The sequence below is a fragment of the Streptomyces sp. NPDC048604 genome (assembly GCF_043199435.1).
Classification (GTDB): domain Bacteria; phylum Actinomycetota; class Actinomycetes; order Streptomycetales; family Streptomycetaceae; genus Streptomyces.
This window is the reverse complement of sequence record NZ_JBICVX010000025.1, coordinates 12,623-33,790: the sequence shown is the minus strand read 5'-3', so window position 1 is coordinate 33,790 and position 21,168 is coordinate 12,623. Positions and strand designations below refer to the sequence as shown.

At 71.0% G+C, this 21,168-nt stretch carries 19 protein-coding genes; 11 read left to right on the top strand and 8 right to left on the bottom strand.

The genetic code is table 11. The features are described 5' to 3' along the window. Nucleotides 1-16: 16 nt before the first annotated feature. The 3 genes from ACGFMM_RS34090 to ACGFMM_RS34080 form a co-directional block, all read right to left on the bottom strand. Entirely contained in the window at nt 17-1,270 is a 1,254-nt protein-coding gene (locus tag ACGFMM_RS34090; RefSeq protein WP_393650384.1) for a CpaE family protein, read from the bottom strand. Between the two features lie 7 nt (nt 1,271-1,277). Further along, complete coding sequence (gene cpaB / locus ACGFMM_RS34085; RefSeq protein ID WP_393650383.1) at nt 1,278-1,994, bottom strand: Flp pilus assembly protein CpaB; 717 nt, start codon at nt 1,992-1,994, stop codon at nt 1,278-1,280. Nucleotides 1,995-2,200: 206 nt separating this feature from the next. After that, nucleotides 2,201-3,055, bottom strand: a complete 855-nt coding sequence (locus ACGFMM_RS34080; RefSeq protein ID WP_393650382.1) for a hypothetical protein — start codon at nt 3,053-3,055, stop codon at nt 2,201-2,203. Between the two features lie 412 nt (nt 3,056-3,467). Between ACGFMM_RS34080 and ACGFMM_RS34075 the strand changes: the two genes are divergently transcribed. The 7 genes from ACGFMM_RS34075 to ACGFMM_RS34045 all read left to right on the top strand — a co-directional run bounded on the left by ACGFMM_RS34075 (nt 3,468) and on the right by ACGFMM_RS34045 (nt 12,136). Beyond that, entirely contained in the window at nt 3,468-5,018 is a 1,551-nt protein-coding gene (locus ACGFMM_RS34075) for a hypothetical protein (RefSeq protein ID WP_393650381.1), read from the top strand. A gap of 28 nt (nt 5,019-5,046) precedes the next feature. Further along, a complete protein-coding gene (locus ACGFMM_RS34070; RefSeq protein ID WP_393650380.1) occupies nt 5,047-5,616 on the top strand; it encodes a hypothetical protein in 570 nt (189 codons plus the stop codon). 1 nt (nt 5,617) lies between these two features. Continuing rightward, nucleotides 5,618-6,040 carry a DUF3592 domain-containing protein gene (locus ACGFMM_RS34065; protein WP_393650379.1) on the top strand — a complete coding sequence of 141 codons (423 nt, stop codon included), beginning with the start codon at nt 5,618-5,620 and terminating at the stop codon, nt 6,038-6,040. A gap of 126 nt (nt 6,041-6,166) precedes the next feature. Further along, nucleotides 6,167-6,619, top strand: coding sequence for a hypothetical protein (locus ACGFMM_RS34060; RefSeq protein ID WP_393650378.1), 453 nt, complete (start codon nt 6,167-6,169; stop codon nt 6,617-6,619). A 147-nt stretch (nt 6,620-6,766) separates the two neighbouring features. After that, complete coding sequence (locus ACGFMM_RS34055) at nt 6,767-8,473, top strand: chitinase (protein WP_393650377.1); 1,707 nt, start codon at nt 6,767-6,769, stop codon at nt 8,471-8,473. A 173-nt stretch (nt 8,474-8,646) separates the two neighbouring features. Continuing rightward, a complete protein-coding gene (locus ACGFMM_RS34050; protein WP_393650376.1) occupies nt 8,647-9,981 on the top strand; it encodes a M14 family metallopeptidase in 1,335 nt (444 codons plus the stop codon). Between the two features lie 145 nt (nt 9,982-10,126). Beyond that, a complete protein-coding gene (locus ACGFMM_RS34045; protein WP_393650375.1) occupies nt 10,127-12,136 on the top strand; it encodes a serine/threonine-protein kinase in 2,010 nt (669 codons plus the stop codon). Nucleotides 12,137-12,177: 41 nt separating this feature from the next. Here ACGFMM_RS34045 and ACGFMM_RS34040 read toward each other — a convergent pair whose 3' ends face one another. The 3 genes from ACGFMM_RS34040 to ACGFMM_RS34030 are packed head-to-tail and all read right to left on the bottom strand — an operon-like array spanning nt 12,178 to nt 14,347. Continuing rightward, nucleotides 12,178-12,585, bottom strand: a complete 408-nt coding sequence (locus tag ACGFMM_RS34040) for a RidA family protein (protein ID WP_393650374.1) — start codon at nt 12,583-12,585, stop codon at nt 12,178-12,180. After that, nucleotides 12,582-13,346, bottom strand: coding sequence for an IclR family transcriptional regulator (locus tag ACGFMM_RS34035; protein ID WP_393650373.1), 765 nt, complete (start codon nt 13,344-13,346; stop codon nt 12,582-12,584). The genes ACGFMM_RS34040 and ACGFMM_RS34035 overlap by 4 nt, the downstream gene beginning before the upstream one ends. Further along, complete coding sequence (locus tag ACGFMM_RS34030) at nt 13,343-14,347, bottom strand: sugar kinase (protein WP_393650420.1); 1,005 nt, start codon at nt 14,345-14,347, stop codon at nt 13,343-13,345. Before ACGFMM_RS34030 ends, ACGFMM_RS34035 begins: the two co-directional genes overlap by 4 nt. Before the next feature lie 164 nt (nt 14,348-14,511). Between ACGFMM_RS34030 and ACGFMM_RS34025 the strand changes: the two genes are divergently transcribed. Then, on the top strand, nt 14,512-15,774 hold the full coding sequence (locus ACGFMM_RS34025; protein WP_393650372.1) for an amino acid deaminase: 1,263 nt from the start codon (nt 14,512-14,514) through the stop codon (nt 15,772-15,774). Nucleotides 15,775-15,781: 7 nt separating this feature from the next. Next, entirely contained in the window at nt 15,782-17,365 is a 1,584-nt protein-coding gene (locus ACGFMM_RS34020; RefSeq protein WP_393650371.1) for an amidohydrolase family protein, read from the top strand. A gap of 16 nt (nt 17,366-17,381) precedes the next feature. Here ACGFMM_RS34020 and mptB read toward each other — a convergent pair whose 3' ends face one another. Both mptB and ACGFMM_RS34010 read right to left on the bottom strand, forming a co-directional pair. Beyond that, on the bottom strand, nt 17,382-18,773 hold the full coding sequence (gene mptB, locus ACGFMM_RS34015; protein WP_393650370.1) for a polyprenol phosphomannose-dependent alpha 1,6 mannosyltransferase MptB: 1,392 nt from the start codon (nt 18,771-18,773) through the stop codon (nt 17,382-17,384). Between the two features lie 11 nt (nt 18,774-18,784). Next, nucleotides 18,785-19,126: a hypothetical protein gene (locus ACGFMM_RS34010; protein WP_393650369.1), complete on the bottom strand. Its 342-nt coding sequence runs from the start codon at nt 19,124-19,126 to the stop codon at nt 18,785-18,787. Between the two features lie 217 nt (nt 19,127-19,343). Between ACGFMM_RS34010 and ACGFMM_RS34005 the strand changes: the two genes are divergently transcribed. Both ACGFMM_RS34005 and ACGFMM_RS34000 read left to right on the top strand, forming a co-directional pair. Then, complete coding sequence (locus ACGFMM_RS34005; protein WP_393650368.1) at nt 19,344-20,555, top strand: pyridoxal phosphate-dependent aminotransferase; 1,212 nt, start codon at nt 19,344-19,346, stop codon at nt 20,553-20,555. A gap of 86 nt (nt 20,556-20,641) precedes the next feature. Then, nucleotides 20,642-21,034, top strand: coding sequence for a hypothetical protein (locus ACGFMM_RS34000; protein ID WP_393650367.1), 393 nt, complete (start codon nt 20,642-20,644; stop codon nt 21,032-21,034). The last annotated feature ends 134 nt before the right edge of the window (nt 21,035-21,168 follow it).

Here is a 21,168-nt window from a genome sequence, read left to right as displayed (position 1 = left end):
TCTGAAGACGAGTGGTTTACGAGCGCTTGCGCAGGCCGAAGGAGCCGCGGTCGCCGCCCTTGGCGCGTCCGCCCGCCTTCTCCGGCTGCTCTTCGCGCTTCACGAGTTCGAGCTCGCCCGCCAGCGCCCACATCGCCTGCTTGACGACGGCTCGGGCCTCCAGGTCCTGCATCCGGCCGGCGTCCACGGACGCCTGCAGTTCCTTGAAGTTGGACGGGATCGCGACGCCGGCCACCTTCGTCCCGGTGATCTTCTGGACGAGCGGCGGCTGGATCTCGGTGTTGCGGATGTAGCGGTTGACGACCGTGACCGTCTCCTCGGCCTTGCGGATCTGGAGGCGGGTCCACAGGCCGACCATGCGCTTGGCGGCCCGCACCGTGATCACGTCGGGGGTCGTCACGAGCAGGGAGGTGTCGGCCATCTCGATCGCCGCGGCGTTCGCGGTGTTCAGCACGGTGCCGCAGTCGATGACCACGATCTCGTACTTGTTGCGCAGGGCGCTGATGACCTGGCGCACGGAGCGGTCGTTGACCTCTTCGGCCCGCTCGCCGTCGGCGGGAGCCAGGAGCAGCGAGACGTTCCCCGCCTTGTCGCCGGAGTAGACGACGTCCTGGAGGACGCGGGGCGTGATGTCCTGGATGCCGGCCAGGTCGACGATCGACCGGCGGTGCTGGACGTCGACGTACGAGGCGACGTCACCGGCCTGCAGGTCCAGGTCCATCAGCACCGTGCTCTTGCCGGACGCCTGCGCCGCCAGCGCCACCTGAACGGCGATCAGGGTGGCGCCGACGCCGCCCTTGGCGCCGCTGACGGTGAGGACCTTGCCGCCGGGGCCGCTGAACATGTCGGCGCCCTGGCCCAGGTGGCGGCGGACGCCGGTGGACCAGGCGGCCGCCGCCTGGACGCGCTGGGCCAGTTCCTCGTACGAGAGCGGCAGTCCGACCAGGCCGCGGGCGCCGGAGTCCATCGCCGCCGAGTACAGGCCGGGACTGGCGTCGGCGGTGACGAGGATGACGCCGACGGCCGGGAACCGCAGGGCGACCTCACGAATCAGCTCCAGCGCGGGGACCGGACCGATCCGTTCGTGCACCAGGACGACCTCGGGGAGCTCGTCGAGCGACTCGCTCGCCAGCTGCGAGAGCAGGTCGATGAGCGAGGTCGAGTCACCCACCGGCTGGGCCGGCTCCGCGTCGGGGAGCTGGCTCAGCAGGGTGGTGATGGATCGGGCGGCGTCGGTGTCACCGACCGCGGGGAGGATGCGTGTGGTCATCCGAAGGTCACCTCGTGTCTTCCTGCAGCGTGTACCGGTCGTCGCCGGGCTTCAGAGTGGTGGGGCTGCCCTTTGCGACGAGGGCGAGACGAAGGTTCACAGCAAATGACTCTGCGAAGGCGACACGCTGAGCGTCCTGGGTGTTCAGCGCGAAGGTGATCGGCACCGCCTCGGACGCACCGGCGTTGCGGTCGTCCTTCTTCGGCTCCAGGGCGGTCAGCTGACCGACGTCCAGGACCTTGGCGTTGGCGACGATGATGCGGGACTCGGCCGGCTTCTTGTCGCCCAGCGCCTCGTCGTTGAACGTGGCGAAGATGTTGACCAGGGCGCCCGGCGTGATCTTGCCCGCGACACCCGTCGCCGCGTCGATCATGATGGCGATCTCCTGCTGGTTGTTCTCCAGCGCGGGACGCTTGACGATCATGTCCTCCTGGAGGAGGGAACCGCGCCGCAGGGCCGTCACGGCGGTCTTCTGGTCGATCACGCTGATGTCGGTGATCGCGTTCGGCGACAGCCACCGCTTGGGCATGCTCACCTTCTCGAACTGATTCGTCTCGAGCTTGGTGTACGGGGCTATGTCGGTCTTCAGCCGGTACGCGGTGACTTCGGGCCCCACCTTGGAATTCACGTCGCTGATCACCGACAGGACACCGGCGAAGGCGGCGAAGGCGCACAGCACGGAAAGGAGCAGGAGAACGACGCCGCGGCGTTGGCGTGAATTCATGGGCGGGACAACCTCATCGGGAGACGGTTACGGGCAGGCGGACGAGCTGCGATGCAGGTTCTGTGCAGTGGGCGCGGTGCTGTGCAGCAGAGCTTCGAGCGGATCGATCCGTAGTACGTGGGGGGCGGAACACGCGCATCAGGGGCGCACCTGGGACCTTGGAGCCGTCTCTCACGGGACACACCTTCGGCGTTCCTCGATGCCCCCTAAGGGTTCAGGACACCATGAGCGTGGTTTTGGTTCTCCGCCGTTCCCAGAGGAGCCGCGCAGAACCCGCACCGGTCCCCGATGAGTTCGAGGCCGCACCAGGTGCAGATCTCGCGTCTGACGGAGGAGACCAGTTGATAGACGATCGAGATGTTCGGCAGGAAGGCGGCGAACTCCACCAGTTTCGACGTACCCCACCAGCGTGCGGAATCCGCCGGCAGCGTCACCTCCTGCACCCCCTGCACCTGCCAGGCGGGAGCCAGCGTACTGGTGACCCAGTCCGACTGGAGCTGCCCCTTGGCGACGGCGAGGTGGGTGCCGAACTCGGGGCCGGTCAGGTCCCCGGCGCCGACCTTGACGAGCTGGGGCGACGGGTTGGCCAGGACCGCGAACTGCGAGCCCGGCACCCACGACTTGGCGTGGGACTTGAGGCTGACGGGTACGCGGTCGAGGCGGGTGACCGAGTTCAGCAGGGCGCCCGCGTAGATGTAGTGCGAGAGCAGGCGGGCCGCCGAGGCCACCACGCCGGCGCTGAAGTCGCAGATCGACAGCTGGCGCAGTTGACGTACCAGCACGGCGACGCCCAGCGGCGGCAGGTCGAGTTTCAGCAGGGCGATGCGGTCGGTCTCGAGGACCGCGCGGATGGTGTGCAGGCGTCGCTCGTGTGCCGCCGGAATGGACGCCGGGTACACCGCGACGACATAGCCGTGCTGCTCGACCAGAACCTGCATGTCGGCCAGTGCGGCCTCCAGCGGCTGCGCGTCAGGGTGTTGCAGAAGCGCGGCGGTCGGCGTTTGATGATCTTGTGGTGGCAGCACCAGTTCCGTACTGGTGACGGCAATGGCGGTCGGCACGCTGATTCCCCGTTCACCTCCGGTCGCCGGGAGGTCCGGCGGCCGCAGTTCACTCATTCTCTCCCGCGCTCAGGTATCAGCACTTTATCCACCTCCTACGGCGCAGAGAACACCCATCAGGTCCCGAGCGGGCAACCATCACAAGACCCCTACGGGTCAATTCGGGCAAAACGTCCGCTAGTTCAGTGTTCTACCAACATTCCCGTCGCGGCTGGGTCGGGCCCAGTCCCCGAGGTGGGCCCGCAATGGGGTCCCAGGGCCTACGCACGCCCCACCGCATGATCCGTACTGTCGGCTTCCGTTCGGAGAAATCTCGAGGAGGCCGCAGCCGTGCGGCAGAGTTCGGAGGGGGCGCGGTATGCGACGAAGGAGCCGAATACCGGCCGGGTCCAGATTGTGGCGCGAGACACATATGCCGCGTGACACATGGGGGCGTTCACTGCGCCCCGACGGCTCCCCGTACGACGACCGCGGCGCCGGGGCCCTGGACTACGTCGGCGCGACCGTCGTCGTCGTCGCCGTCGTCGCCGCGCTGCTCGGCACCGGCGTCGACTCCCAGCTCGCCGACAAGTTCCGCTGTCTGCTGTCCTTCAGCGGCGGCCCCTGCGGCAGCAGCAACCCGGCCGCGGCCCCCAAGACCGACGCCGACTACGAGCCCCCGCTCTGTCAGATCTCGGCCATCAGCGACAAGGCCGGCTCCAAGGCCAAGTTCCTGTTCTGGGAGTTCGGCAAGGAGTACGGCTTCCAGGAGCAGCACTTCCAGTCGAAGACCGACCTCAACAAGGACGGCAAGGTCGACGAGAACGACAAGATGGTCATGATGACCTTCACGGACGCCGCCTCGATCGCCGCCAAGAAGGAGTTCAAGCCGGGCCTCAAGGTCGGCAAGCTCGGCGCGGACACGCTGGAGCTCGGCGCCGGCGTGAAGGTCACCAACGGCGACACCTGGGTGTTCGAGAGCGAGGACGAGGCCAAGCGCTTCCGCGACGACATCGAGAAGCTCCAGATGTACGAGATGCGCCGCACGATGCCCGGCGGCGCCGAGGCCAGCATGGGCGACAGCATCCTGTACCTCTTCGGCACCGGCCCCCTCAAGGAGGAGGAGGAGACCCGGGAGCGGATCGAGCGCGACCTCGGCAAGAACCGCAACATCACGTACGGCAAGTTCGGCGCCGAGGGCTCGGCCTCCGGCGGTCTGAAGCTCTCGGCCGGCGACGACAAGAAGCTGAGCGCGACGCTCGGCGGCAACGTCAAGATCTCGCCCGAGGGCACCTGGACCGACAACAACTACAAGGGCACGAAGTCCTACACGTACTCCATGTCCCTGGAGTACGGCACGAAGGTCGGATACGAGGCGGGCCCGCTGAACGGCGAGCACTCCGCGTCCACGACGCAGACCGGCACGATGACGGTCACCAAGGACAAGGACACCGGAAGGATCATCCGGGTCGACATGACGCGCACCGTCGAAAAGGGCGGCACCAAGGACGGCGCCAAGGGCAAGGGCGACAACGGGAAGAAGGACGACGACAAGCGGGGCGGCAGCGGCGGCATCAAGGGTTCCGACGCCGAGACCGGCATCGAGGTCATCACGAATTCGATCGTGATCCCCAAGGGCGACGAGGGCAACGCCGACCGCAAGATCGTCGAGGACTGGCTTTCCGAGAACAGCGACCTCGGCACGCCGTGGGACTACATGTTCAACGACAACGCGCCGACGAAGCGCCCGGGCAACGACGACCCGTTCGGTCAGCTCATGTTCGACAAGGGAATGTCGAGCAAGACGAAGTACACCGGAAAGACCGACGCCGCGGAATACGGTTTCGATCTGAACCTCGGACTCAGCCTCGGATTCTCGGTCTCGACGGAGCGCAAGGAAGAAACGCTCAACGACGCCGAATTCCTGGGCGCCCCCCAGGGTGGATCGCGGTCCTATGTCCCGTACAGCTACTGTGCGAACTGATCCGGACAAGGGGAGCAGGAGTACCGTCATGAAGATCTTCCAGCGCGCGGCGGCCCTGGGGCTGGGCGCAGTCGTCGCCCTCGCCCTGACCGGCTGCGGCGGAGGCGACGACCAGAGCAAGGCGGCGGCGGTCCCCGAGGGCTGGTCCGAGCTGACGACGAAGGGCGTCGACGTCGCGTACCCGCCGGCGTTCAAGCCGCAGAGCGACGCGGAGCGGAGCAAGTACAACGCCGCCGCGGCCGACCTGACCGAGGGCGACCGGACGGTGGGCATCATCACCGTCCAGCTGAACTTCACCACCGCCCACGACGCCGAGCAGGCGGCCATCGCCGCCGAGGCGGGCGTCCAGCTCGGCTCGAAGATCGAGGGCACGAAGAAGGTCGAGGTCGCCGGCACCGACGACGCGCAGCGGATCGACTTCGCCTTCGTCTCCGACGGGGACAAGGGCCAGCCGGTCAAGGGCGCCAAGATCAACGGCACGATCGTCACCGGCCTGGACTCGAAGGACAAGACCTTCGCCATCCGCATCGACGCCCAGCAGGGCAAGCTGACGGACGCCGACCTGGCGAAGATCATCGAATCGATCGAGGTCCACTGACATGGACGTCCCCGGCGGCAGCCTGCTGTTCTTCGGCTTCATGGCCGTGCTGTTCGGTGTGTTCGCGGCGTCGTACGGGCGCCGGCTGCTCACCGTGCTGCGCACGCTGCGCCGGGGCGTCCGTACAACCGGCGAGTGCAGCAGGGTCGAGTACCCGGACCGGGACTCCGACGCCAAGGACCACTACTTCGTGTTCCGCACCCCCGAGGGGCGCGAGGTGGAGTTCAAGGATCTCGCCGGCTGGACGATGAGCAAGGGCACGCAGGTCACGGTCGCGTACGACCCGGCCGACCCGGAGCGCACCGCGACCATCGCGGGCCGGGACAACTGGGCGCCGGTGCGGCTGGGCCTCGTCGTGGTGACCGGCTGCGGACTGGCGTGCCTGCTCTTCCTGATCCTGCTCTTCCACGAGCTCGCCGGCTGACGAGCTCCGCGCACCACCTGAGGCCGCACCACCCGTACCACCGTCCCGGCGGACCCCACGCCGCCGGGCCGGGTCCCCCTGCCCCCTACGCCCCCGTTCCCCCCACTCGGATCCCAGGGATATCCCATGTCGTACTACCGCAATTACGGCTCACCGGCCCCGGCCGACACCGGACGGCCGATATTCGCCCTGCTGAAGGCCTGGGCGGCCGGTCTGGTCGTGCTGCTCCTGACCTCCTACCTCCAGACCGCCTACTTCTACGGCACCTTCGCCACGCCCGAGCGCCTCGAGTCGTTCGTCAACGTGCTGTGGCTGGTGCACCTGCCGAACGCGGTCTGCATCGCGCTCGCCGTCTGGGTCTCGGCCCGCGTCCACGCGGAGCCGCACCGGGAGTCGACCGTCCAGCACATGAGCGCGGCCTTCGTGGTGCCGGTCGCCGCGCAGCTGGTGGGCTTCGCGCTGAGCGCCGGGCTGCCGTGGCGGAATCTCGGGGTGCTGAGCGTGCTGATGTCGATCGCCGTCCTGGTCGTCGGCTGCATCGCCGGGTACGCGGCGGAACGGCTGCGTGAGCAGGACTGACTCCGCTCGCCGTCGCCGGAAGGCCCCCGCGGACGCGGGGGCCTTCGGCGTTCCCGGGGCGCCAGAGGTCTTGACAACTCAATTGGTCTGGACCAGATTTCACCCGCGGTGGCCACCACACCCCCAACTCCCCACTGGAGGCAGCAAGTGGACCGCACCACACGCGCCCGAGGGCGTCGCCTGCTCGGCGCCTCGCTCGCGCTCGCCGTCGGGTCAGGGCTGGCCCTGTTCGGCACCGCCGGCACCGCACAGGCGGCCGACGTGAACGTCGCCAAGAACGCCGGCTTCGAGTCCGGCCTGACGAACTGGAGCTGCTCCGCGGGCTCCGGCGCCGTCGTCTCCTCGCCGGTCCGCACCGGGGCCGGCGCCCTGAAGGCCACCCCGGCCGGCCTGGACAACGCCAAGTGCGTGCAGACCGTGACCGTGAAGCCCAACTCGACGTACACGCTGAGCGCCTGGGTGCAGGGCGGGTACGCGTACCTCGGCGCGACCGGCACCGGGACCACCGACGTCTCCACGTGGACGCCCGACTCGCCGTCCTGGAAGCAGCTGACGACCACCTTCACCACCGGCGCGTCCACGACCTCCGTGCAGGTGTACACGCACGGCTGGTACGGCACCGCCGCCTACCACGTCGACGACGTGAGCGTGTTCGGGCCGGACGGGGGCGGCGGCACCGACCCCGACCCGGTCGTCCCGGCCACCCCGGCCGGTCTCGCCGCGGGAACCGCGACCTCCTCGTCCATCCCGCTGAGCTGGAACGCGGTCTCCGGCGCGACCGGCTACAAGGTCTACAAGGACGGCGCCCTCGCGCAGACCGTCTCCGCCGCCTCGGCGACGGTGACCGGCCTCGCGGCCGACACCGCTTACCAGTTCCAGGTCGCCGCGACGAACTCCGCGGGCGAGTCCGCGAAGTCGGCGGCGATCACCGCCCGTACGGCCAGGACGGGCACCCCCGGCCCCGGCCCGGCCGTGCCCAAGCACGCGCTGACCGGCTACTGGCAGAACTTCAACAACGGCGCGACGGTGCAGAAGCTGCGCGACGTCCAGTCCCAGTACGACATCATCGCCGTCTCGTTCGCCGACTCCACCGCCACGCCCGGCCAGATCACCTTCAACCTCGACCCGGCCGTCGGCTACGCCTCCGTCGCCGACTTCAAGGCCGACGTCGCGGCCAAGAAGGCCGCCGGCAAGTCCGTGATCGTCTCGGTGGGCGGCGAGAAGGGCAACGTCACGATCAACAGCGACGCGTCCGCGACCGCCTTCGCCGACAGCGCGTACGCGCTGATGCAGGAGTACGGCTTCAACGGGATCGACATCGACCTCGAACACGGCATCAACTCGACGTACCTGACGAAGGCGCTGCGGCAGCTGTCCGCCAAGGCGGGCTCGTCGATGGTGCTGACGATGGCCCCGCAGACCATCGACATGCAGAACACCGGCACCGAGTACTTCAAGACGGCGCTCGCGGTGAAGGACATCCTCACCGTGGTCAACATGCAGTACTACAACAGCGGTTCGATGCTGGGCTGCGACGGCAAGGTGTACAGCCAGGGGTCGGTGGACTTCCTGACCGCGCTGGCCTGCATCCAGCTCCAGGGCGGCCTCGACGCCTCCCAGGTCGGCCTCGGCGTGCCCGCCTCCACGCGGGGCGCGGGCAGCGGCTACGTCGACCCGCAGATCGTGAAGAACGCGCTGGACTGCCTGGCCCGCGGCACCGGCTGCGGCAGCTTCAAGCCGTCCCAGACGTACCCGGGGATCCGCGGCGCCATGACCTGGTCGACGAACTGGGACGCGACGGCCGGCAACGCCTGGTCCAACGCGGTCGGGCCGCACGTCCACAACCTGCCGTGACCGGACTTCACTCGTAAGGACCGCAGCGCCGCCGCTCCCCCGGCGGCGCTGCCGTGTGTACTGCAAGATGTCCGAAGGCAGTCTTGACCGGAGCATGTCACGGTCGGAGGATGGCCCGACACCCGCACCGCCTGCTTGTCGCACACCCCCACACTCCCCACCCAGGAGACAGCATGCGACTTCGAACCCGCGGCAGAAGGACCGCCACCCTCGCGGCCCTGGTGGCGCTCACCCTCGCCGCACCCCTCTCCTCAGGCGCCGGCCAGGCCGGCGCCGACGCGGAGCCGACCGCCGCCGCCGAAGAGGTCATCCGGCAGTACGAGATCCACGGGCCGGCCACCGCGGCCGAGCGCAGCGCGCTCACCGCGACCGGCGTCTCCATCGACGAGGCCGACGACCACTCCGTCGTCGTCAGCGCCAACCAGGCCCAGCTGCGCAAACTGCGCGCGCTCGGCCACAAGCCGGTGGCGCTGCCCGGCCCGCCCGACCGCTCCCTCGCCGGCAAGGCCGTCAAACCGCTCGACTTCCCCTCCGCGGACGCGAAGTACCACAACTACGCGGAGATGAACGCCGAGATCGACCAGCGCCTCGCCGCCTACCCGGGCATCATGAAGAAGCAGGTCATCGGCAAGTCCTACCAGGGCCACGACCTCGTCGCGATCAAGATCAGCGACAACGTGGCCACGGACGAGGCCGAGCCCGAGGTCCTCTTCACCCACCACCAGCACGCCCGCGAGCACCTCACCGTCGAGATGGCGCTCTACCTGCTGCGCGAACTCGGCGCGGGCTACGGCAAGGACTCCAGGATCACCAACGTGGTGAACGGCCGCGAGATCTGGATCGTGCCCGACCTCAACCCGGACGGCGGCGAGTACGACATCGCCTCCGGCTCCTACCGCAGCTGGCGCAAGAACCGACAGCCCAACTCCGGCTCCTCGTACGTCGGCACCGACATGAACCGCAACTGGAACTTCAAGTGGGGCTGCTGCGGCGGCTCCTCGGGCTCCTTCAGCTCCGAGACGTACCGCGGCAAGACCCCCGAGTCGGCCCCCGAGGTCAAGGTGGTCGCCGACTTCGTCCGCTCCCGCATCGTGGGCGGCAAGCAGCAGATCAAGGCCGGCATCGACTTCCACACGTACAGCGAACTGGTGCTCTGGCCGTTCGGCTACACCAACGCGGACACCGCCCCGGGCATGACCCAGGACGACCGCGACGCCTTCGCCGCCGTCGGCGGCAAGATGGCCGCCAGCAACGGCTACACCCCCGAGCAGTCCAGCGACCTGTACATCACCGACGGCTCGATCGACGACTGGCTGTGGGGCAGCCAGAAGATCTTCGGGTACACCTTCGAGATGTACCCGGCGTCCTCCTGGAACGGCGGCTTCTACCCGCCCGACGAGGTCATCGAGCGCGAGACCAGCCGCAACCGCGACGCGGTCCTCCAACTGCTCGAGAACTCGGACTGCATGTACCGCTCCATCGGCAAGGAAGCGCAGTACTGCTCCTGACGCCGCAAGGGGGCCCCGGTCCGTCGGGCCGGGGCCCCGCGCACGACTCCCTGTCCCGGACCTGTCCCGGACAGGGAACCTCATGGCCAGTCCGCCTCCGGCGTGCCACTGTGGAGGGGGAACGGTGCCATGGGGGAGGTACGGCATGACAGGGGCGCGCGTTCAGCCGCTCGGCGCGGACGACCCACGACGACTCGGCCCGTACGGGCTGCTCGGCCGGCTGGGCTCGGGCGGCATGGGCCGGGTGTATCTCGCCCGCCCCATAGGAACGACGGGGCGCGGGAACGGGCCTCTGGTCGCCGTCAAGACACCGCTCGTCGACGGCGACATCGGACAGACCGACCGACGGCGGTTCGCCCGCGAGGTCGCCCTGGCCCGGCGCGTCGACAGCGCCTACACGGCGCGGGTGCTCGCCGCCGATCCCGACGCCGAACAGCCCTGGATGGCGAGCGAGTACATCGCGGCACCCTCGCTCGCCGAACTGGTCCGCACCGAAGGCAAGGTGCCGGCCTCGGCGGTGCGCTGGGTCGCGGCCGGAACGGCCGAGGCGCTGGTCACCCTGCACGACGCCGGGATCGTCCACCGGGACGTGAAGCCGCAGAACATCCTGCTGCCGCTCGGCGGCCCCCGGCTCATCGACTTCGGCATCTCGCACGCCGCCGACCTCACCCGCACCAGCCTCACGCTCGGCACGATCGCGTTCACCTCCCCCGAACAGGCCCGCGGCGAGCCCTCGACCGAGGCGTCCGACGTGTACTCCCTCGGGGCGACGCTCTTCCATCTCGCGGTCGGGCGGCCCCCGTACCCGCACGACGACGACACGCTGCGGCTCCTCGTCAAGGTCCAGCGCGCCGAACTGGACCTCTCCGGCCTCCCGAAGGCACTCGCCCCGCTCGTCTCCCCGTGCCTCGCGCTGGACCCCGGCGCACGGCCCGAGCCGCGGGACGTCCTGACGGAGTTCACCACTGCGCTGGCCGGCCTGCCGGAGTCGACGTCCGGCGCGCGCTGGCTGCCGCCGAGGTGGACCTCGCTGATCGAGGAGTACGCGCGCCAGGGGCGGACCCTGGACCAGGGCACGGCCGAGGACCTGACCGAGAACCAGCGGACCCGGCCGGTGCCGGGTCCCGGCCCGACGCACGTGTACACGCAGGCGGCCCAGGAGGAATGGGAGCGCAAGGCGCGGGAGGCACACGAGCGCGAGGCGGAGGAGGCCCGCGCCCGGGAGGCCCGGGAGGCCCGCAGGCGACGCGAGGAGGAATTACGGCGTCGCGCCCAGGCGGAGGCCGAGGCCAGGGCCCGGAGGGAAGCCGAGGCGAAGGCCGCCGAGGCGAAGGCCCGGGCCGAGGCGGACGCGAAGGCGGCGCGGGAGCGGGCCGCCGAGGAGAACCGCCGGAAGCAGCAGCAACCGCCCACGCCCTCCGGCGCATCCGGGAACGGCCCCCGCCCGTCGACGCCCTCGGCAGCCCGCGCCTCGACGGCCGGCCCGGCCGCCGCGCTGCCTCCGACGCGCACCGGCTCGGGCCACAAGAGCTCCGTCGACGGAGCTCTCACCCTGTTCTTCCTCGCCCTCGCCTTCGTCGTCTTCGTCTGGCAGCCCTGGAAGTCCGACACCCCCTCGGGCAACCCCGGTTCGAGCGGCGGCTCCTCGTATGGCGCCACTCCCACGCCCACCCCGACCCCGGAGCCCGCGGACCTGGCCTTCCGGGCCGTGGACAAGGGCGACTGCCTCACCGTGTACGACGACGGCTACGACAGGTGGTCCACCAGCCTCCCCGAGGTCGTCGACTGCGGAACACCGAACGCCTACACCCGCGTGTACGCGAAGTACTCGGGCGCCGTCGACGCCGGCGACTGCGACGAGGGAATCGACATGCACTACTGGCTGCACAGCTCCGAAGTGAGCGGCAAGATCATCCTGTGCCTGGAGCGGAAGTTCGCCACGGGACAGTGCTTCCCGGCCCTCGTGAAGGCCGACGGCAACGCCACCGCGGACCTCATGGAACTGTGGCGCTGCGCCGCCGACACCGTGCCCCAGGGGAAGAACGAGGTCATGCAGATCACCGGATTCCTCGGACCCGGCCAGAACTGCGGCAAGGACTACTGGACCTGGAAGATCGACGGCGGGGACAACGTCCTGTGCACCCGCGGCACCTGAGTGCCCCGGGCCTCACCGGTCCCAGGCGGATCGGCTCGGGTTCAGCCGAGGACGGCGAGGGCGTCGATCTCGATGAGGAGGCCCTTCGGGAGGCCGACGTACACCGTCGTGCGGGCCGCGGGCGCTTCCTTCAGTTCCACCGCGAAGTACTCGTTGTAGATCTCGTTCATCTCGGCGAAGTGGTCGACGTCCGTGAGGTAGACGCGCAGCATCATCACGTCGTCCCAGCTCGCGCCGCCCTCCTCCAGGACCGCCTTGACGTTGGCGAAGGTCTGGAGGGTCTGCTCGCGCAGGGTCGGGCCGGCGGGCTTCGGGGCCTGGCCCTCGACGGCCGGCAGGAAGCCGACCTGGCCGGCGACCTGGAGGATGTTGCCCTTCCGCACGCCGTGCGAGAACCTCGCCGGCGGGGCGGTGTGCGTGGACGGGGTGATCGCGATCTTCTCGGTCATGCGGTCGCTTCCTTCGGAGGGGTGGTGCCGGAGTAGTCCCGGCTGATCGCATCGGCGGTGCGGCGCACCAGCGGGAGCAGGGCGAGGAGTTCCTCGGCGGTGACGACGACGTTGGGCGCGGAGACCGACATGGCCGCCACGACCCGGCCGTCCGCGCCGCGGATGGGCGCGCCGACGCAGTTGATGGACTCCTCGTGGCCGCCGAGGTCGGTGGCCCAGCCCTGTTCGCGTACGGTCGCCAGCTCCGCGAGGAAGGCGGCGGCGTTCGGCGTCGAACGGGGCGTGTACGGCGGGTAGTCGAGCTTCGCGGCGAGGGCCCGCCGCTCCGGCTCGGGCAGGTCGGCGAGGAGCAGCTTGGCCACGGCGGCGACGGTGATCGCGACGGGCTTGCCGATCCGCGAGTACATGCGGACCGGGTAGCGGCTCTCGACCTTGTCGATGTACAGCACCTCGCCCTCCTCGTACACGGCGAGGTGGACGGTGTGCCCGATCTGCTCGTTGAGGGCGGCCAGATGGGGATGGGCGATCTCGCGGACGTCGAGGTTCTCCACGGCCTCCTGCGCCAGCGCGAACAGACGGGCGCCCAGCCGGTACCGCTGGTCCTCCTGCCGGTAGACCAGGCCGTGCTCGTGCAGGGTGCGCAGCAGGCGCAGGGCGGTCGACTTGTGGACGCCGAGCCGCTCGGCGACCTGCCCGAGGTCGGCGGGGCCCTGGGCGAGCAGCGGCAGGATGCTGAGCGCGCGATCGACGGTCTGGCTCATGGCGTACGTACCTCCTGGTCGTCCCCCGTCCAGCCGGGGCCGAGACGAAGTCTCCCCCAGGCGTCGTCGGACAGGGCGACGAGCCGGTCGGCGTGTGCACGGGCCGGGGGAACGCCCAGGTCGCCGGGGACGGTGAGGGCGGCGGCGGCCATGAGATGCCCGTGGCGCAGGCGCTCCTTGACCCCGAGGCCCCGGAGAGTCGCGGACAGAAACCCGGCGGCGAAGGCGTCACCGGCGCCGACGGGGGCGACGGCATCGACGCGGGGGGCACGGACGAGGGTGGCGGTGCCGTCGGCGTCCTCCAAGCCCTCGCCGGCTTCCGGACGCCGGTCGAAGGCGATCGCTCCGCCCGCGCCGAGCTTGACGACGACGAGCCCGGGCCCGGGCAGTGCGTCGGCGATGGCACCGGTGCTCTTCAGCCCCCACGCCTCCACCGCCTCGTCCGCCCCCACGAACACCACGTCGGCCCCCCGCGCCAGCTCCAGGAGCACTCCCGCCCCCTGCCCGTCACGCCACAGCCCGGACCGATAGTTCACGTCGAAGGAGACGAGCGGGCGGCCGGGGCGGGCGGCCAGGAGCTCGTGCATCAACGCGCGGCAGTCGTCCGACAGGGCGGCGGTGATGCCGGAGACGTGCAGGATCCGCCCCCCGCCGACCGTCTCCCACGGCACCGTCGCCGGGGACATGGCGGAGGCGGCGGAACCGGCGCGGTAGTAGAGGACCTCGTGGCCGTCGGTGGCGCGGTCGGTCGCCGTGCGGAAGTAGACGCCCGTGGGCCGGGCGGGGTCCCGTACGGCGGCCGAGACGTCGACGCCGTACGCGCCGATCGCCTCGACGAGATGGTCGCCGAACCCGTCCGCGCCGACCCGGCCGACCCACTTCGCCCGGTGTCCGGCCGCCGCGAGCGCGCAGGCGACATTGGACTCGGCGCCGCCGATCGTCCGGGCGAACGCGGGCACGTCGGCGAGACGGCCCGCGGTCGTGGGTACGAAGGTGACCATGGACTCGCCCACGCAGACGACGTCCGCGTCCGATGCACTGGTCACCCTCGGGCTCCTCGTCGGTCAGGCGGATCCATTGACCCGGCGTCGGCCCGGATGTTAGACACCAAGAAGCGATACACGCAACGATCGTTGCACACAATGCAACACAAGAGGAGGCACCCATGCCCGCCGTCCGGCCCGACCGGCTCAACGACGAGCGCGTCGACCACCGCTTCAAGTCCCTGCCGCCGGACGCCCAGGGCCTGACCCTCGACGAGCTGGCCGCGGAACGCCGCAACCTGTTCACCGGCGGGTTCACCACCCCCGTCCTCGCGCTCTCCGCCGAACGCCTGGAGCACAACCTCCGCCTCCTGGAGGAGTACACCCGCCGCCACGACCTCGCCTTCGCGCCCCACGGCAAGACCTCGATGTCCCCGCAGCTCTTCGAGCGCCAGCTGGAGCACGGCGCCTGGGGCATCACCGCCGCCGTCCCGCACCAGGCCCGCGTCTACCGCGCCTTCGGCATCCAGCGGATCTTCCTGGCCAACGAGGTGGTGGACGCCGCCGCCCTGCGCTGGATCGCCCGCGAACTCGCCGAGGACCCCGAGTTCCGCTTCCTCTGCTACGTCGACTCCGTCCGCGGCGTCGAGCTGATGGACGAAGCCCTGCGCGGCACGCCCCGCCCGGTCGACGTCGTCGTCGAACTCGGGGCCGGCGACGGCGCCCGGACCGGCGCGCGCACCGAGGCGGACTGTCTCGCGATCGCCGACGCGGTCGCCGCCGTCGACACCCTGCGCCTCGTCGGCGTCGCCGGCTACGAGGGCGAGGTCCCGCAGGCCACCCCCGAGCGGGTACGGGACTGGCTGGACCGGCTGATCGGGCTGGCCGCCGACTTCGACAAGGCGGGCCGCTTCACCGACGAGATCGTGATCAGCGCCGGCGGCAGCGCCTGGTTCGACGTGGTCGCCGACGCCTTCGCGGAGATCCCCGAACTGAGCCGCCCCGTCCTCAAGCTGCTGCGCTCCGGCGCGTACGTCTCGCACGACGACGGCCAGTACCGCAAGCTCACCCCGTTCAACCGGATCCCCGAAGAGGGCGCGCTGCAGCCCGCGTTCCGCCTCTGGTCCCAGGTGATCTCCCGCCCCACCCCCGAGCAGGCGTTCACCAACGCGGGCAAGCGGGACGCCGCGTACGACCTCCACCTCCCCGAGGCGCAGGTCGTCCGCAGCCCGGACGGCGAGATCCGGGACGCCGCCGGGATCACCGTCACCGGCCTCTCCGACCAGCATGCCTGGCTCCGCACCGACCCCACCGCCCAGCTCCAGGTCGGCGACTGGGTCGGCATGGGCCTCTCGCACCCGTGCACCAGCTTCGACAAGTGGCAGCTGATCCCGGTCGTCGAAGCGGACGGCACCGTCGTCGAGTTCATCCGCACGTTCTTCTAGGAGAACCATGACCGATCTCGTCCTCCGTGACGCCGAGGTCGTCGACGGCAGCGGCGCGGACTCGTACCGCGCCGATGTCGCGATCGACGACGGCCGCATCGTCTCGATCGTCAAGGAGGCCGCGGCGGCGGGCTGCCAGCGTCCCACCGGCACCCGGATCCTCGACGCCGAGGGCCTGGCCCTCGCGCCCGGCTTCATCGACATGCACGCCCACAGCGACCTCGCGCTGCTCCGCGACCCGGACCACAGCGCCAAGGCCGCGCAGGGCGTCACCCTCGAAGTCCTCGGCCAGGACGGCCTGTCGTACGCGCCCGTCGACGACCGCACGCTCGACGAGGTCCGCAGGGCGATCACCGGCTGGAACGGCGACGGATCGGACCTCGACCTCGACTGGCGCACGGTGGGCGAGTACCTGGACCGCCTGGACCGCGGGATCGCGGTGAACGCCGCGTACCTGATCCCACAGGGCACGGTCCGCATGTACGCGATGGGCTGGGAGAACCGCCCGGCAACCGACGCCGAACTCGTCCGCATGAAGCAACTCGTCGCGGAGGGCATGGAACAGGGCGCGGTAGGCATGTCGTCCGGCCTCACCTACACCCCCGGGATGTACGCCCCCGACGCCGAACTCACCGCCCTCTGCCGGGTCGTGGCGCGGTACGGCGGCTACTACTGCCCCCACCACCGCTCGTACGGGGCCGGGGCCCTGGAGGCGTACGCGGAGACGGTCGCCCTCACCCGCGACGCGGGCTGCGCGCTGCACCTGGCCCACGCCACGATGAACTTCGGCGTGAACAAGGGCCGGGCCCCGGAACTGCTGTCCCTCCTCGACCGCGCCCTCGACGAGGGCGCGGACATCACCCTCGACACCTACCCCTACACCCCCGGCTGCACGACGCTCGCCGCCGTCCTGCCGAGCTGGGCGCACGAGGGCGGCCCCGAGGCGCTCCTCGCGCGCCTCCGCGACGAGGCGACCGCGGAGCGGATCCGCCACCACCTGGAGGAACTCGGCTCGGACGGCTGCCACGGGGTGCCGGTCGACTGGAACACGATCGAGATCTCAGGCGTCACGAACCCCGGCCTGACCCCCTTCGTGGGCCACCGGGTCCCCGACTGGCCCACGGCCCGCCGCCTCCTCCTGGACGACCGCCTCGGCTCCACGATCCTGCACCACGTGGGCCACGAGGAGAACGTCCGCGCGATCATGCGGCACCGGGTGCACACCGGGGGCTCGGACGGCATCCTCCAGGGCGCGAAGCCGCACCCGCGGGCGTACGGCACGTTCCCGGAGTACCTGGGCCGGTACGTACGGGAGGAGGGCGTCCTCACCCTGGAGGAGTGCGTCGCCCACCTCACCTCCCGCCCCGCGGCCCGGCTCCGCCTCCAGGACCGCGGCCTGGTCCGCGAGGGCTACCGGGCGGACCTGGTCCTGTTCGACCCGCAGACGGTCGCGGCAGGAGCGACGTACGAGACGCCCCGCACGCTCCCCACCGGCATCCCGCACGTCCTGATAGACGGCAAGTTCGTCATCGAGAACAGCAGGCGCACGGACGTCCTGGCGGGCCGCTCGGTAAGACGCACGGCGGGATAGCCGAACACGGACGGTCTCACGCGGTGTGCGCCGCAGGGGCGCGGTACCCCCACCGCCCTGCGGTACGAACACCCACAACGCCGGCGACAACCGCCGCCGCCACGAAGCCGTACCAAGGGGTGTGGCCGGAGGGGGCGGTTTCGTAGACGAGGGCGGCGGACAGGACCGCCGCCACATGCCACGCGCGCCCGCTCCACGCGCTCGCCGCCGCAAGGGCCACCGTGCCCCACAGGAAGTACCACGGCTGGACCATCGGGGAGAGCGCCACCAGGGTCAGCAGCGAGACGCCCAGCCCCCGCACCGGGTCGAGCCGCCCCTGCCACGTACGCCAGGCCACCCAGCCGATGACCGCGACCGCAGCGGCCAGCCCCAGCTGCTGCACCACCGGCTTCGCGCCCTCGCCCACCAGAAGGCCCAGCCCCAGGCCCACGTCGCTGGTGACCGACAGCGCCGTGTGGATGGAGCCCGCGACGCCCTGCGTGCGCAGCCAGCCGAACCCGGTGCCGGCCGCCACGGACGCCGCGGCGGCCACGGACGCCGCGACCAGCCCGGGCCCCAGCACCCCCCGCACCAGCGCCCCCCGCACCGGCCCGCCCCGCCGCGCGACGATCACCGCGACGAACAGCAGCGCCACCGCCGCCGGCGACTTGACCATGATCGCGAGCCCCACGAGCACGCTGCCGAGCACCCACCGCCCCCGCACCGCGAGCAGCACACCGCCCAGCATGAGCCCGATCATCAGCCCGTCGTTGTGCATCCCGCCCACGACGTGGATCAGCAGCAGCGGGTTGAGCGCGGCCAGCCACAGCGCCCGGGGCCCGCCGCCCAGCCCCCGTACGGCCCAGACGATGAGGGCGAGCGCGCCGAGGGCGATGAGCCGCATGCCCAGGACGGCGGGCACGAGCGTCCCGCCCGTCGCCCACACCACGGCCTTCGCGAGGAGCAGGAAGACGGGTCCGTACGGCGCGGGCGTGGAGGTCCAGTGCCCGCCGACGCTGTCGGCGGCGTCCGCGCCGAGATCGCCCGGGCCGAGCACGGAGGGCCCGGCGGCGTACACGTCGTGGCCCTCCAGGACCATCGCGCCCTGCGCGATGTAGCTGTACACGTCCGCGCTGTACACCGGCGGCGCGAGCACCAGCGGCGCGGCCCACCACCCGAGCGTGACGAGCACCCGGTCGCGCTCCCCGCGGGCGAGCAGCGCCCCGTACCGCCACCACGCGGCGACGAGCAGCGTCAGCCCGAGGTACGCGAGGACGGCGCCGGCCACGGTGGCGAGGGAGCCGCGGGGCTCCCAGAGGCCCCACGGGTCACGGACCGGCAGCGTGCCCGCCGCGAGCCCGCCCACGGCGATGCCGAGCGACCCGGCCGCACCGAGCCACCGGCAGCCGGAAGCGCTCCACACCCACATGACGGGTCAACCTACCTGGGCCGCCGGTTCGCCCCGCGGCCCTTGCCGGGCTTCCCGGGCCCGTCCGCGTCATCGGCGGAGGCGGGCGGCGAGCTCTGGACGGGCGCGGTCGCGGTACGCGACGCGACGGCCTTCGGCGCGGAGGCGGAGGGCGAGGGATCCGGATCCGCCGACGGGCGGCCGTCCTGCGACGCGCCCGGGGACGGCGCGGCCGCCCCCGTACCCGCTCCGCCGCCGATCAGCTCCGGCGCCTCCCGGCGCTGCTGCTCGGACGCCGGCCGCGCGGGCCCGCCGGAGGAGCCGCCGCCGAACAGCGCGGCGAGCCCGCCGACCGCCACGCCGAGGAACGCCACGGCTGCACCGACCGGGGCCCAGCGCGGTATCCGGCTCCTTCTTCGATGCCTGGACGCACACATGTGCGCAGATCGTAACGGTCGTGCGCCGGGCTCGTGCACACCCGTCCGGTGGCCGGGTCCCGCCCGGCTGCCGGCCCCGCCCGGAAGGGGGCGGAGCGTCCGACGTGTCCCAAAACACGGAGCGTCCCGTGCGCCCCCGCCGTAAGCTCTCGGCATGCAGGTGATCCAGTCGACCAAGCTCGCCAACGTCTGTTACGAGATCCGGGGCCCGGTGCTCGAGGAGGCGATGCGGCTGGAGGCTGCCGGTCATCGCATCCTCAAGCTGAACACCGGCAACCCGGCCGCGTTCGGTTTCGAGTGCCCGCCGGCGATCCTGGAGGACGTGCTCCGCAATCTGGCGGACGCGCACGGGTACGGCGACGCCAAGGGCCTGCTGTCCGCGCGCCGCGCGATCATGAGCCATTACGAGACGAAGGGCATCCCGCTCTCCGTCGAGGACATCTACCTCGGCAACGGCGTCTCCGAGCTGATCCAGATGGCGATGCAGGCGCTGCTCGACGACGGCGACGAGGTCCTCGTCCCGGCGCCGGACTACCCGCTGTGGACGGCGTCCGTCTCGCTGGCCGGCGGCACGGCGGTGCACTACCGCTGCGACGAGCAGGCCGACTGGATGCCGGACCTCGCCGACATCGAGCGGAAGATCACCGACCGCACCAAGGCGATCGTGATCATCAACCCGAACAACCCGACCGGCGCGGTCTACGACGACGAGATGCTGCGCGGCCTGACGGAGATCGCCCGTCGGCACAACCTGATCGTCTGCTCGGACGAGATCTACGACAAGATCCTCTACGACGGCGCGACGCACACCCCGACCGCCGCGATCGCCCCGGACCTGCTGGTCCTGACGTTCAACGGGATGAGCAAGAACTACCGGGTGGCCGGTTTCCGCTCCGGCTGGCTGGCGGTCTGCGGCCCGAAGGCGCACGCGGAGTCGTACATCGAGGGGCTGACGATCCTCGCCAACATGCGGCTGTGCGCCAACATGCCGGCGCAGCACGCGGTGGCGGCGGCGCTGCAGGGGCGGCAGTCGATCGAGGACCTGGTGCTGCCGGGCGGCCGGCTCCTGGAGCAGCGGAACGTGGCGTACGAGCTGCTGACCCAGATCCCGGGCGTGACCTGCGTGAAGCCGAAGGGCGCGCTGTACCTGTTCCCGCGGCTCGACCCGAGCGTCTACAAGGTCAAGGACGACCGGCAGATGGTCCTGGACCTGCTGCGCGCCGAGAAGATCATGGTGGTGCACGGCACGGGCTTCAACTGGCACGAGCCGGACCACTTCCGCATCGTCACGCTGCCGAACACCACGGATCTGGCGGACGCGGTGACACGGATCGGCAGGTTCCTGGACGGCTACAGCCAGCCATAAGGCGGGCACACTCCGGACCGCACTCAACTTTAGACCAAATCCAATGTAGGCTGTCTCCAGAGCTACCGCCTCAGGAGGCCGTCCCCATGTACGAACCGATCCGCACCAAGTCGGTCCACCGGACGGCCGACGACGCCCAGGACACGTACCCGCACCGCTCCCGCGAGGAGGAGCTGGACATCCAGCTCGCCGGGCACCTCTCCGCACTGCTCGCGGTCACCGACGAGCTCGGCGACGGGCCGGCCGGCGAGCGCATCGCCCAGCAGGTCGCCCGGCTCCGCGGCGCGCCCCCGGCCCGGCACGCCGGGCTGTCCGGCGCGGACGACGCCGCACTGCACCGCCGCGCGCACGCCCTCGCGGGCCGCGCACTGCTCGTCGCGGCCTCCCGGGCCGACACCGCCGCCGCGATCCTCGCGGCCGAACGGATGGACGCGCACAGCGCGGCCCTCGCCGGCCAGGACCTGGTCGGCGCCCCCTGACGGCCCCGGTCCGCGCGCCGGGGAGGCGGCGCGGACCGGGCGCCACCCACGCCTGACACGGCGTCAAGAGCCTTTCGACGCCCCCGTACCGAAACCGCCCGCTCCGGTTCGGTACCGCGATACCAGCTTCACCT